Source organism: Pseudomonas sp. GD03842 (genome assembly GCF_029841165.1).
Classification (GTDB): domain Bacteria; phylum Pseudomonadota; class Gammaproteobacteria; order Pseudomonadales; family Pseudomonadaceae; genus Aquipseudomonas.
Genome location: NZ_JAOCEA010000001.1, coordinates 492,009 through 505,603 on the forward strand (window position 1 = coordinate 492,009; position 13,595 = coordinate 505,603).

At 63.0% G+C, this 13,595-nt stretch carries 12 protein-coding genes; all 12 read right to left on the reverse strand.

Annotated elements, in window-relative coordinates; all coding sequences use genetic code 11:
* Positions 1-18: 18 nt before the first annotated feature.
* Positions 19-1,626: a gamma-glutamyltransferase family protein gene (locus N5D61_RS02250; protein WP_279890474.1), complete on the reverse strand. Its 1,608-nt coding sequence runs from the start codon at positions 1,624-1,626 to the stop codon at positions 19-21.
* The gene (locus N5D61_RS02255) at positions 1,626-2,849 is read right to left on the reverse strand and encodes an amidase (protein WP_279890476.1); all 1,224 of its coding nucleotides are present in this window, start codon (positions 2,847-2,849) and stop codon (positions 1,626-1,628) included. The genes N5D61_RS02250 and N5D61_RS02255 overlap by 1 nt, the downstream gene beginning before the upstream one ends.
* Positions 2,846-4,426: an oxalurate catabolism protein HpxZ gene (hpxZ, locus tag N5D61_RS02260; RefSeq protein ID WP_279890477.1), complete on the reverse strand. Its 1,581-nt coding sequence runs from the start codon at positions 4,424-4,426 to the stop codon at positions 2,846-2,848. The genes N5D61_RS02255 and hpxZ overlap by 4 nt, the downstream gene beginning before the upstream one ends.
* 16 nt (positions 4,427-4,442) lie before the next feature.
* The gene (locus tag N5D61_RS02265) at positions 4,443-5,708 is read right to left on the reverse strand and encodes an amidohydrolase/deacetylase family metallohydrolase (protein ID WP_279890479.1); all 1,266 of its coding nucleotides are present in this window, start codon (positions 5,706-5,708) and stop codon (positions 4,443-4,445) included.
* 428 nt (positions 5,709-6,136) lie between these two features.
* Positions 6,137-6,829, reverse strand: a complete 693-nt coding sequence (locus N5D61_RS02270; RefSeq protein ID WP_279890480.1) for an SRPBCC family protein — start codon at positions 6,827-6,829, stop codon at positions 6,137-6,139.
* A gap of 23 nt (positions 6,830-6,852) precedes the next feature.
* Positions 6,853-7,332 carry a (2Fe-2S)-binding protein gene (locus tag N5D61_RS02275; protein ID WP_108236688.1) on the reverse strand — a complete coding sequence of 160 codons (480 nt, stop codon included), beginning with the start codon at positions 7,330-7,332 and terminating at the stop codon, positions 6,853-6,855.
* Entirely contained in the window at positions 7,329-8,159 is an 831-nt protein-coding gene (locus tag N5D61_RS02280; protein WP_279890482.1) for an FAD binding domain-containing protein, read from the reverse strand. The genes N5D61_RS02275 and N5D61_RS02280 overlap by 4 nt, the downstream gene beginning before the upstream one ends.
* Positions 8,156-10,540 (reverse strand): xanthine dehydrogenase family protein molybdopterin-binding subunit, encoded by a 2,385-nt coding sequence (locus N5D61_RS02285; protein ID WP_279890484.1) that lies wholly within the window; start codon positions 10,538-10,540, stop codon positions 8,156-8,158. Before N5D61_RS02285 ends, N5D61_RS02280 begins: the two co-directional genes overlap by 4 nt.
* Before the next feature lie 64 nt (positions 10,541-10,604).
* Positions 10,605-11,417, reverse strand: coding sequence for an amino acid ABC transporter ATP-binding protein (locus N5D61_RS02290; protein WP_279890485.1), 813 nt, complete (start codon positions 11,415-11,417; stop codon positions 10,605-10,607).
* Positions 11,414-12,073 (reverse strand): amino acid ABC transporter permease, encoded by a 660-nt coding sequence (locus N5D61_RS02295; RefSeq protein ID WP_279890486.1) that lies wholly within the window; start codon positions 12,071-12,073, stop codon positions 11,414-11,416. The genes N5D61_RS02290 and N5D61_RS02295 overlap by 4 nt, the downstream gene beginning before the upstream one ends.
* Complete coding sequence (locus N5D61_RS02300; RefSeq protein WP_108236692.1) at positions 12,070-12,717, reverse strand: amino acid ABC transporter permease; 648 nt, start codon at positions 12,715-12,717, stop codon at positions 12,070-12,072. Before N5D61_RS02300 ends, N5D61_RS02295 begins: the two co-directional genes overlap by 4 nt.
* Before the next feature lie 9 nt (positions 12,718-12,726).
* Positions 12,727-13,578: a transporter substrate-binding domain-containing protein gene (locus N5D61_RS02305; protein ID WP_279890488.1), complete on the reverse strand. Its 852-nt coding sequence runs from the start codon at positions 13,576-13,578 to the stop codon at positions 12,727-12,729.
* Between the last annotated feature and the right edge of the window lie 17 nt (positions 13,579-13,595).

Below are 13,595 nucleotides of genomic sequence, written 5' to 3' on the forward strand. Positions count from 1 at the left end.
TGCGAGCCTGACCTTTCCCTACCAGGCAGCCACGGCACCATCGCTGCGGGGGTCGGCTCCGCCTTCAAGCAGTCCGTCGCCGTGCCGGACGATGGCACCGGCGTGCCCCATGCTCTCGTCGTAATCCTGCAGCACCGCCACGTCGTGCCCCTTGGCGGTTAATTCGGCCACGCAGGCGTCGCTGAACCGGGACTCCAGCTTGAGGTTATCGCTGGCATTGCCCCACGTCCGGCCCAGCAGCCAGCGTGGCGCGTCGATGGCGCTTTGAGGGTTCATGCCGAAGTTGACGATGCGGCTGAACACAGCGCTCTGCGATTGAGGTTGCCCGTCACCGCCCATGTTGCCGTACACCAGCGTCCGGCCGTCGTTGAGACGGGCCATGGCCGGGTTGAGCGTATGGAAGGGTTTACGCCCGGGAGTCAGCGGGTTGCGCCCCGTCGGGTCCAGGGAAAAGCTGCACCCGCGATTCTGCCAATTCAGCCCGGTCGTCGGCAGGACGATCCCGCTGCCGAACTCGTGATAGAGGCTCTGGATAAAGCTGACCGCGACCCCTTCCCTGTCCACCACGCCCATCCAGACGGTATCCGCCGGCCCCACGCCCTTCCCCCACGGCGCCGCCCGATGGGGGTCGAATGTCGAGGCCATGGCGTCCAGCCGGTCATGTGTCAGGAAACTCTGCGCTTCGTCCGTCATGTGGTCCGGATCGGTGATATGACGATCACGGATGGCGAAGGCACGCTTCGTTGCTTCGACGCATGCGTGCACGAACGGCGCACCTGATGCGTCCATCTCCGGGCTGAGCAATCGATCCAGCTGCCCCAGTATCAACAGCGAAACCAGCCCTTGGGTCGGCGGAGGAAAGTTGTAGACCTTACCTTGTGAATGGCTCAGCACCAATGCTTCCCGCCACTCGGCTCGGTGGCGTTGAAAATCCACCCGGCGCAGGGGGCTGCCCGCCGCTTCGAGTTCTGCGCAAATGCTCTGGGCAAGGTCTCCGTCGTAAAAGTCATTGAGCCCTGCCTGCGCCAGGCGCTCCAGGGTGTCGGCCAGCCGCGAGTGAGTGAACCGCTGGCCGGGCAACGGGACGCGCCCAGCGTTCAGGAACGTCTGACTGAAACCGGGGATCGTCCCTAATTCATCGCACTTGCTCGCTGTGCACCGGCTTTGGCTGGCCGTCACAGGGATGCCTTGGCGGGCATAGTCGATGGCGTCGCCGAGAAGGCGCTTCAGCGGCATGCGCCCACCCAGCACGCGATGCTGCCACTCGAACGCGGCGTTCCAACCGGACACGGTGCCGGCCACCGTATTGGCGGCCAGCCCCCCTCGGAACGGGATGCTGTCCAGCCCCTGCTCACGGTAACTGGCCAGGCTCGCGCCCTGCGCCGCACGGCCGCAAGCATCCAGCGCCAGTGGCGGTTCACCGGGCTTGGCGATCAACCAGAAGCCGTCGCCCCCCAGACTGTTCATGTGGGGGTAGACCACGGCGATGGTCGAGGCGGCGGCAATCATCGCTTCCACCGCATTGCCCCCCTCTCGCATGACCGCCAAAGCACTTTGCGACGCCAGTGCATGGGTCGCGACCGCCATGGCGTGAGCACCGCGAACCGGATTGAGGACATGGGGCATCAGAGGGTTCCTGTCGAATGGTTGATGTAGTGGTGGTGCACATCGATCGCGCTTTCGACGGTGGATTCATCCGCGAACGGCGCCCCGATAAGCGACATGCCCACGGGGGCACCGTCGATGTTTCGCCAAGGCATGACGACTTGTGGCAGCTGCGCCAACCCCGCCATGCACAACAGACTTTGTGAGCGGGCTCGAATGTCGTTGACCCGGTCCAGAGGCTCATCGAGCTTAGGTGCAGGGCCGGGGACGGGAGGCATCAGCAGGCAACCATTTTCATTCAGCAGCGCGTGCAGCAACGTCTGCGCCTGATGGCGTACCTGTTGAGCGGCCTCGACGGCAGACGCTGTCACCTGACTGGCCATGGCGAAGCGCTGCGCCACGTCGGCACCGAATGAAGGTCGCGCGCGCGTGACCCACTCACCGTGTTGTTGCCAGACCTCTGCGGCCTGCAAAGTGCGGAACGCCTCGGCCCAGGCTGCCAGTGGCAGCGTTCCGACAGGCAGTCGCTCGCACGGTACGGCCTGTTCCACCAGCCATTGCTCGAAGGCGACTTGCAGGGGGGCGTCCAGCAGCGCAATCACGTCATCGCTGACCCAGAATCGCCGGGCCGCTGGAGTGGCGACCTGGCTCGGCGCCTGGACGAGCACTGCCAGCGCCGATGCGAGCAACTCGCCGTTACGCGCAAACCAGCCGACCGTGTCGAAACTGGGTGCAAGCGTAAAACAGCCCTGGTTGCTCACTCGGCCATGGGTGGGCCGAATACCCCACAGCCCGCAGTAACTTGCAGGAAGACGAATGGAGCCCCCACAGTCCGTTCCCAGCGACAGGTCCGCATGATCGGCGGCGACCGTCACTGCGGACCCCGAGGAAGACCCTCCTGGCAGGCGGTCCGGCGCGGCCGGATTCGTCGGTGTACCAAAGTGCAGGTTGATGCCGGCCAGGCTGTAGGTCAGCTCATCGGTGACGGTCTTGCCTACCCATCGACACCCCGCATCCAGAAGCCGCTGCACCACCGCTGCCGTGTCGCTTGCCGGCACGTGTTGTTCAAGCCATGAAGGGGTGCCGGCGCTGCAGGTCATCCCTTCGACGTCGAACACGTCTTTCACTGCCAGACGCGCTCCGGCGAGGCGTGAGCCCGCAGCGAAAGGCGCCGACGGGACGCTGGCTGCAAAGCCCTCGGCCATGAAGGCCCCATTCAGGCCGGGTTGTAGCCGTTCGTTCATAGGTCCATCCAACTGACATGGGCGGCGACGACACGCCACGCCCCTTCTATACGCACCCAACTTTGGGTCTGCCTGCCCAAGCGCGCTTCGCCTTGGCGGCTGAACACCATGTGGGTGATGCCGAAATCGGAACCGAAGCTCGTCACCGAGCGCTCCAGGATCTTACGGTCCAGGTTGGCCGCCGGGCGCGCCACACGAAAGGCGCGAATGGCCTCGAAGCCATACAGGTGTTCTTTGGCCCCGTAACGCAGGGTATGCGGGCTGTTCCAAAAGAGCGCGTCCAGGACCTCAATGTCATTGCCGGTCAGCGCACGCTCGTAGCGTTCGAAGGCGCGGTTGAGTTCGGCCAACGATTGGGGTTGATTGACTGCCAGAGCGTCGTTAGGAGGGACGCCAAACAACGCCGGATCTGTCTTGCAAACGCCCCGGCCCAACAGGCCCTTCTCCCCTGCCGCATCGAGCATCGCAATCGAAACCAGGGGTGTAGGAAGCGCGTCGGACACGCGGTTGGCGTCGATAGCACAGCCCAACCCAAACGCCGAGAAGTCCGGATGGCTTCCGACCAACCAGGCGGGGCGCTGAGGGGATTGCGCAGGCAACCAGCCAGCGATGTCAGTTGCCGCCTCAGGCTTGCAGAACCAGGCCTGAGCACCGAAGCCTGCAGCGTCGATCACGCCGCTGTCGCCCAACATCGGGCTCACGGCGCTGTCCCCATCCCCCAGTCGTGGTCCCTGGGGAACGTGCGCCGGCGCTGTGATCCATTGCTTGGGCCGGTCCGCCAGGCGCACTCCGGCTTCTATGCCGTTTCCCGCCAGTGCCACGACCAGCCGGGTCGAATGCGCTTCATCAGCGGCGGCCGTTGCATCGAGCATCAGGTAGCAGGCAGCCATCCATAGCGTCAGGAAAAACAACGGGGTTGCCGCGAGCATGGCATCGACCACGCTGTCATCCATCGACGCCGAGAGCACGCTGCGCAAGTGAGCAGTGGCGGCGGTGGTCCGGCTGTGCAGATCATCCCCAGCCTGAAGCCCCACCCGCGCAGCCTGCATCAAATCGATGTCAGCCTTCTCCAAGGCAGTCCGCAAGACGGGCGCCAGGTAGTCGTCCCGCCAGGCCATGCGTTGCAGAATCTCGGGCGCACGGCTGCCGAAGCGGATCTGCGGACCTGCGCCGGAGCCCAGCAGCGACCAGCAACGAGGCCCACCCGGCCTGGCCGTGTCACTCACCTCAACCAGGCTGGTCGAGGGTGAAATGACCGCGGCCAACGGTGTCACCACCCGATACGCCTGGCTGGACCGCAACGACACGGTACCGTCAGCGATCAACCGTTGTGCCTCGCTTTCATCGGTTGCCCAGCCTTCGTACAGGCAACACAACACCGCCGAAGACAGCACCGGCGCACTGGGGCGACGGGGGTCTGCAAAAGGCGGCCCCGCATGCAGCAGGGTCATCGCCTCAAGCTGCACGGCCTCGCGAGCACTGCGCACGGCGTGCCAGACCGGTCGCACGGCATACAGCCGTGCCAGCGCGGATGCCAGGGCCTGATCGTTGAGCGTTGATGTCGGTTCTGCGGTCATGGCTGCGGCCCCTCGGTCAGGCGGCCCGTGGTACGGGCAGTATGGTCGCCGAGGCGTCGAATCGTTTGCCGGCCCGCAGGCAAAACACCGGCTGCAGCATCCGCTTGGCGATTACTTCGGTGCCTTCGTTGTCGCGCAAGAGCCAAGCGCCCTCCTCATCGGACAACACCGTCACATCCGCTTCACGCCCCACACCCAGGCTGCCGATCTCGTCGCTCATGCCCGCGAGCAGCGCGGCATTACGGGTGACCATCGGCACCACCTGCTCAAGGGTCAGCCCCAAGGCCATCATGCTGACCATGGCGGAGACGAGGCTGAACCGCGAGGTGCCCGCGAACAGGTGTTCTTCATCCGGGTGCTCATCCGGGGTGCCTGCCGGTGCTGGCACGGTGGTGTTATAGCCATGCATGTCCGAGCCCAGGGTATCCGGTACCACGCCGGCGCCGATTACCTTGGCGGCCATTTTGTAGCTGAAATGAGAGCCATGGCCAACGTCGACCTTCAAGCCCCGTTTTATCGCTTCGCTGACCAGCGGGTGCATCTGGCCGTTCTGCTCCACGAAACCGCCTGGGTGGCGACTGAAAGGATGGGCCAGCACATCACCCGGCTTCAGCACCTCCAACACCTGCGGGAAGATGCTGTCGGGATCGACTTCGTAGGTGGGCTGGTCCGGCATTGGCCACAACTGCCCGAAATGGATGTACACCGGCAGAGACGTCAGTTCGCCAATCTGCGAGGCCTTTTTCATGACGTCCAGGCCCCAGCGAGCAAAGCCGCCCAGCTCGGCGTGAGCCTTGATGCCTTTGACGATGTCACTGTTGGCCAACGCCGCCTTGACCGTCGCCGCCACATCGGCGCACTCGGGACGGTACAACTCCGGATAGAAATGCCCTTCGAGGCCACCGACCAGATAGGCGGAAATGAACGACAATACCCGGCTGTGGGACGGCTCGACGATGAACTTGCGAAAACCGGGCAAGGTCATGCAACTGGCACCCCCTTGGTCGATCAGCGTGGTCACGCCGGAATGTACGCCGCACATATCGGCGTTCAAACCGAATCGCCCGGTCACATACTGGTAGACATGGCTGTGGGTATCGATCAACCCGGGGAGCACCAGCTTGCCGCTGCAGTCGATGCGCTCGGCACCGATCACCTGTTCGGCGTCGAGCGCTGTTCCGACGGCCTTGATGCGATCGCCCTCGATCAGCACATCACAGACAGTGTCGATTGAATTGGCTGGATCGATCACACGACCGCCAGACAGAAGGATTTTTTTCATGGGCTTCTTCACAGTGTCAGTGGGTGGGCAATACGAGGCAATCTGCGTGCCAATCCTTTCTATCGATTTTTCTTAAATTGCCTTATCCATTTGATTTAAAAAGAGATAATCGGTCGCGAAAATAGGTGGCATACCTTATTTAATTCATCGATGAAGATGGTTTACACACCCGCCGTGCTCCGGGGCAGCGGATGACGCACCACTCGGGCTCACTGCGGGGTATACCCCCTATATAAATGAGCCATGAGGGTGCGGTGGCAAAGCACGAAAGTGAACGAGCGAAGGGAGAACACCGCCGATGGCGGCAGTCGGAGAAGCGACCGTCGCCATGACGCCATTCGACTGCGGGTCTGAACGGCGTCCACGGGGCTGACGAGGGGTTGCATTCGAGGTAAGTCTGCCGAGCGCCGAGGCGCCGGATAAGCTTGCTATTTACCGCAAGTCGGGCAGCGCCGTTTCTCTTTCAGGCCGAACAGCCGACGCAATCGGCGCAGCAGCAGCGTCCAAAACATGTTGCCGAGGTCCAGCGGCGCCTGGGGTTCGGCAGGCTGGCGCCCAACAGCCTCCGATGCCGTGACGGCACTTGGTTCGGCCACGCGAGCGTCCTTCACTTCCGGCAACGCTGGCGCAGCAGTGTGATCCATCGGCTCGACTGCAAGGGTGTGATCGTTGGCGGCTTCCAGGCGGGTCTTGAGGTTTTCGGCGAAGGCCTCCGTCATGCGAGTGGCCAGTTCACGAACAATCCCGCCCCGGGAAAACTGCGCCAGCGAGCCGGTGATCGAATAAGTGACCCCCACATTGACCCGCGTGCCGCCTGCGCCGTCAGGCAACAGTTCGAATTGCGCCGTGCCCTTCACGCGGGACCCGCTTTTGCGATCGCTGCCTTGCCCGCTCACCACCCCGCTGTGGCTGGCAGCGTCCAGGGAGATGTCGCCCTGCCCTTTGAAGGCTGCCACGATCGGGCCCAGCTTGACCGTCATCGCAAGGCTCAGTTGGTCGTCCTGGGGCGGCTCGGTCAGCGAGGCGCCCGGAAGGCAAGTGACGATGCCTTCCACATCGAGAAAACTCTTCCAGACCAGGTCTGGCGCGAACGGGACGCTGAAGCTTTGTTCGATATCCAATGCGTGTTACCTCATGAAAAGGGTTAGGCCGGCAACGTCTCGCGCCGTTGTTCGAGGACGCGGGCAATGGCCTTGACGAGCCCCACATACCCGGTGCATCGACAGAGGTTTCCCGACAGCTCGTGGCGAATACGGGCCTCGTCGGCGTCAGGAATGCGCAGCACAATGTCTCTTGCCGTTGCCAGCATGCCTGGGGTGCAGTAGCCGCACTGCAACGCGTGCTCGGCAGAAAAGGCAGCGCGCAGTTGCACCATGACCTGATCGTCATCGAAGTCCTCGATGCTGCGAACCTCAGCACCGCTGCAGGCCACGGCATAAACGATGCACGAGCGCATCGGTGCGCCATCGATCATCACGGTGCAGGCACCGCACACACCTTGCTCGCAACCTATGTTGGTGCCGGTCAGCAGCCGCTCTTCCCGCAGGAAGTCGGCCAAGTGAGTGCGAGGTTCAACGTCGGCGCTGATCGCCTTGCCGTTCACCTTGAGTTCGAGTCGGGTCATAAGGAAGCTCCTGGCAGCCGCGACAGCTGTTGCGCGGCACGGCGAAGTGCAACGAGATGGGTGTGGTAATCGTAACTGTCAGCCTCGATACCCGCGGCGAGCAGCCAAGGCTTGGCGAGCTCATCGTCCCAGCCGTCGATGAGTGCGCCAGCTTGCTCGATGACCAGAGGCGGCCCGTCCACGGCACCAATGATGGCCCGGCGTACACCCCTGGCAGGGTCGTCCATGAACGCGGCAATGGCTTCGGCGAACTCACCGGTCTTGCGGTTGAATTTGTAGTAGCTCCAGCGCGCTGCGCTGCTGACTTTGGGGATGCGTACCGCGCGAATGAGTTCGTCCTCGGCCAGGTGCGTGGTGAACGCGCCCAGCATGAAGCCGTCCGCCTTGACGGTCCGTTCACCTTCAGGGCCCAGCAGCATGATGTCCGCGTCCAGCAAGGCCATCACATTCACCCAATCGGCGGCAGGGTCGGCGTGGGCAAGGCTGCCACCGAGGGTTCCCCGGTTGCGGACCGCGCGGTAGGCAATGCCGCGGGCCACGAAGGGCATCAGCCCCGCGGACGCATCGGGCACGCGGCCGTCTTCGATGGCGGCATGGGTCGTCGCGGCGCCGAGCACCACGCTGTCGGCCAGATCCTGCACCTGATTCAACTCGGGCAGGCGACGCACATCGACCAATTGTTCGGGTTGCACCAGGCGAAGGTTCATCATCGGCCCCAGTGACTGGCTGCCCGCGACCACCTTGCCCATGCCATCTCCCGCCTTGAGCAGCCTGACCGCGTCGGCGGCAGTGGGCGGGAGCTGGTAATCGAACGCTATGGATTTCATGACATCACCTCCATGGGCCGGGCGGTGTCGGCCTTACGCCGCTTGGCGGCCAGCGCGGCACACACCGCACGCGGTGAAAGGGGCAATCGTGAGACTTCGACGCCAAGCGGGCGCAACGCGTCGTTGATGGCGTTGGCAATCGCAGCCGGGGAGCCGATCGCGCCGCTTTCACCGATCCCCTTCTGGCCGAAGGTGGTGTAAGGCGCCAAGGTTTCCATGTGCTCGATACGGATGGCGGGCACTTCCTTCGCGCCGGGCAGGATGTAATCGGCAAGGGTCGACGCTAGGGGCTGGCCCTCTTCGCTGTAGATCATTTCCTCGTAAAGGGCGGTCCCGATCCCCTGCGCGGCCCCGCCATACACCTGGCCGTCAACCACCATCGGGTTGATGAGCTTGCCGCCGTCTTCGACGATGACGTAATCGAGGATGTCGGTTTTGCCCAATTCCGGGTCCACGGCGACGACGACTGCGTGGCAGGCGTAACTGAACGTTCCGGTGTCGCGCTGAGCCTGATACGTCGTATGGACTTCCAGCCCGCCCGCGTCGGTATCGGCTGGCAACCGCTGGGGTTGCAGGTACCAGATCCGGCTCAATTCGTTCAGCCCGATCCGACCCGAGGGGCCCGCCACACCGCCATCACGCCAGGTCACACTGTCGGCAGGATCGTTCAGCAGATGGGTGCCGACATGCTGCAGCCTGTCCCGCAGGATCTTGCACCCCTGGGCCACCGCGCCGCCGGCCATGACGATCGACCGCGAGCCCCATGTCCCCGTGGAGTACGGGGTCATGCCGGTGTCCCCCAGTACGATGCGAACCCGTTGCGGATCGATGCCCAATACCTCGTTGGCAATCTGCGCCAAGGTGGTCTCCATGCTCTGTCCATGGGAATGCACCCCTGCGCGGACTTCCAGGATGCCGTCCGGCGTCAGCCTCAGCGAGGCCGGTTCCCGGCCCGGCACCATGGGAATTCCCCAGCCGAAATACACCGACGTGCCATGGGCGCCCTGCTCACAGAACACCGCCATGCCGACACCGATCAGACGGCCATCCGGTTCGCCTTGGCGTTGACGCGCACGCACTGCGGCCAAATCGATCGCTTGAGTCGCACGCCGCACCGCTTCGGGGTAATCGCCACTGTCGAAGTGCTTGCGGGTGATGTTGTCGAACGGCATTTCCTCAGGCAGGACGAGGTTGCGCAAACGCACTTCGTAGGGTTCGAGGCCAGCCTCGATGGCAATGGCGTCCATGACCGTCTCGATGGCATAGCACACGCCGGTTCGGGCCACGCCTCGATAAGGCAGAATCGGCGGCTTGTTGGTGGCCACCGACCAGGTGCGGCACCGGTAGCGCTCCATCTTGTAGGGGCCGGGCAGAATGCTGGCGACCTGCGCGGCTTCCAGGCATGCCGAAAACGGGTACGAGGAATAGGCCCCAGAATCGACGTGGGCTTCACAATCGATCGCCAGCAATCGCCCGTCGCGATCGGCGTAAGCGTGGATGTCATAGTGGTGCTCACGGCAGTTGGCGTTCGCGATCAATTGCTCGCGGCGGTCCTCGATCCAGCGCACCGGGTGGTCCAGGTGCATGGCCAACCATGCCACGCAGACTTCCTCCGGAAGCAGAATGCCCTTGTAACCGAACCCGCCGCCGACGTCGGGCGAAATCACCCGGATGCTGCCCTCGTCCAGGCCCAGGCAACCTGCCAGGCCTGTGCGGTTGATGTGAGGCATTTGCGCGGACGTGTACACCACCAGTTGGCTCAGGCGCCTGTCCCAGTGGGCCACCACGCCCCTGCCCTCCATTGGCGCCATGCTTTGCCGGGCCGTGCGCAGGACGCGGTGCACGTGGATCGCGGCGCGTTCCCGGATGTCGCTCAGGTCGGCATCCACATGGGTTTCGAGGAACACGTTATCCCCCCACTCCTCGTGGACCAGGGCAGAGTCCGCCGTTCGCGCCGCCAGCATGTCCACGACGGCAGGCAGCTCATCGAAATCGACGAACGTCGCGCCAGCGATGTCCTCGGCTTCGGCCCGGGTATCCGCCACGCACATCGCGATCATTTCACCGACCTGGCGCACTTTTCCGTTCGCCAGTACCGGTTGCGCGGAAGATTTGAACCCAGCCAACCCCGAGTTGGCGACGATCGGCTTGACGCCGACAAGGTCGTCGAGGGTAAAGACGACATGTTCCTGGCCGAGGGGTTTCTCGATCTGCAGAATGCGCCCATGGGCCACTGGGCTACGGACAAACGCAACATCACGCATCCCCGGCAGGCGGATGTTGGCGATGTAGTTACCACGTCCGCGCAGGAAGCGGTCGTCTTCCTTGCGCAGCAGCGATGCGCCGACACCTTGGCTGGATGATTGCGGCAACACAGTCATGATTCGCCTCTCTACGGCACGACGCCTCGAACTCCGCGCCATGCCTGTCGTTGGGTAAGGATCTTTAGCGGTAAGCGCCAGAAGCACTGTGAAAACGGGACAGGAACTGCTGCGCGCGCACCGTTTTCGGCGCTCCGAAAAACGCGGCGGGCGTCCCGCTTTCCACGATGTCTCCGGCGTCCATGAACACCACCCGACTGGCGACCTGCCGGGCGAACTCCATCTCGTGGGTGACGATCACCATGGTCGCGCCTTCGCTCGCCAGGCTGCGGATCACTTCCAGCACCTCGCCGACCAGCATCGGATCGAGCGCGCTGGTGGGCTCGTCAAACAGCAGAATGTCAGGTTTCATCGCCAGCGCTCGGGCAATGCCCACGCGTTGTTTCTGACCGCCAGAGAGCTTGGATGGAAACATGTCGGCCTTTTCTGCCAGACCGACGCGGGCCAGCAGGGCCAGGGCCTCTTGCCGCACGGTCTCACGGGCGCGCTTCTGCACGAAAACGGGCGCCTCCATGACGTTCTGCAGCACGGTCAGGTGGGGCCACAAGGCGAAATGCTGGAAGACCATGCCGATGCGTGCGCGCATCTGAGCCAGGTCAGCGTCGTTCATCTTCATGCCGCCCTTGTGCACGCCCATCCGCTGGCCTTTGAGGAACACGTTTCCGGCGTTGGGCTGCTCCAGCCAGTTGATGCATCGCAATAAGGTGGATTTTCCGCAACCGGATGGGCCGAGCAGGCAGACCACGTCACCGCTCATGACGTCCAGGGAAACGTCCTTGAGCACGTGGTGGTCGCCAAACCATTTGGAGATCCCCATCAACTGCAGGACCTTGGTCTGCGAGACCACATCGGTGGGGGAATCTTGAAAGGCGTTCACGTTCGACGCTCCTCGGCATAGCGGGTCAGAAGGCTGGTAAGGATTTCGATGCACAGACAGAGCACCCAATACAGCAGCACTGCCGATAGAAACGCCGCGAAAGGGATGAAGTAAGTCGACTGGATCGCATTCATCACACTGGTCAATTCGGTGACGGCAATGATCGACAGAAAGGCGCTGTCCTTGACGATTTGAATCAGTTGATTGCCCAGGCTGGGAATGGCGCGCATCAACATGGGCGGCAGGATGATCCGCCGGACCAGGTTGAAACCTTGAAAACCGAACGCCCGAGCCGATTCGATGGAATCCGCGGGCAAATCCTGCCAGGCGCCTTTGAGCAGCACCGCCATGTAAGCCGAGTTGTAGAGCACCAGTGCGAGTACGCCACTGCTCCAGTTCGACAAGCGGATGCCCATGGACGGCAAGGCGAAATAGATCACATAGACGAACAGCAAGAACGGTACACAGCGCATGGCGTCGCAAAACCCATGAGCCGTCCGCGCGATTCCCGGACGACTGCTCATCAACATCGGGGTCAGCAAGATGCCGAACAGCAAAGACGTCACGGCAGCGACGCTGACGAGCAGCAACGTGTTCAGAAAGCCGCCCCAGATATCCGGCCATTGCCCCCAGATCGTCTGGAAGTCGTTGATCATGCTGTCACCCCGCTGGGCAGATCACGGCGTTCCAGCCGACGTTGCAGGCGAATCATCAGGTAGACGATCACGCCATAGATGACCAGTGCGAACACGAAGGGCGGCAGCGGGTCGTAGGTGCGCGCGCCGACGCGTTGCGCGGCGCGGGTGATCTCCACCATGCCGATGACCGCCACCGCCGGGCTGGACTTCAATAACATGGTCATCTCGTTGACCAGGCCTGGCAGGCTCGACCGCCACACCTGGGGCAGCACGATCCGCCGCAGGCGCAGGCCCCGCCGCATGCCAAAAGCCAATGCCGCGTCGTACTCTTGTTTGGGAAAGCTAATCAACGCGCCGCGCCACACCTCACAGTTGAACGCGGCGGTGGACAGGGTCAGCGCCAGAATCCCCGCCGCCGCTGGGGCCAGTGATATCCCGAACTGCGGCAGGGCGAAGAAGATCAGCAAAATCAGTGTCACCGCCGGGCACGAGCGCATGATGCTCACATACAGGAACACGGCCTGGCGGGCCACAGGCACCCTGCCCCAGCGCAGCAGCGCCAGGCCAAGGCCCATTGGCACGCCGACGACGATGCTGACGAGAGAAACGCCTATCGTCGACAGAGCACCCACCAGGATGCTCCAGTAGTCGAATGCCGTCATGACGCAGGCTCAGTTCACGTTCGTCGGCATGTCTTCATGGCTTTCACCGAGCCATTTCTTTTGCAGCCGATACATTTCGCCGCTCTTGCGCAAGTCCAGCAACGCCGCGTCCACCATCTGCAGCACACCCGTGTTGCCCTTGGCGACGGCCCAGGCGAGATAGGTCGGTTCGCCGATCGGCTGGCCCATCACGAACATGTCACCGCGTTCCTTGACGAGCGAAAGCAAGGACAGGTCCGTATTGGCAACTGCGTCCAGGCGGCCGTTCGCCAAATCCTGGTAAGCCTCCGGGTAACCGTGGTACTCGACGATCTCCTTCAGCCCTTTGCCCTTGGCCTTGAGCTGCGTGTCGAAGTCTTTGAGGTCGGTCAGCATGGCGCTGCCCGTTTCGGCACCGACTGTCTTGCCTGCAAGGTCTTCGGGCTTGAGGATCGAACTGCCTTTCTTGGTCGCGAAATACGTCGTGCTCTGCGCGGTCGGCGAGGTGAAATCAAACGTCGCTTTGCGTGCCTTGGTCACCAGCACCGCCGACAGCGCCATGTCGTATTTGCCCGTGGTGACGCCTGGCAGGATGCCGGCCCAGGGCAGGATCTGTTGACGAATCTTGAGGCCGATTTTTTTCTCCACCAGTGCCAGCAACTCATTGTCGTACCCGGTGGCCTTACCTTCGTCCATGAACTCAAAAGGGCGATAGTCGTCTTCCGTGGCCACCAGCAGATAGCCGCGGCTTTTGACCTCATCGATCGTCGCAGCGTGGCTCATGGCCATATTCGTTAAAGAAGCGGTCATCGCGACAGCCAGCGCCACCAGCGACTTTCTTACGCGGATCGAAACCTTCACATTTTGCAGTAGAACAGTCATGGAAAATCCTTACTGAG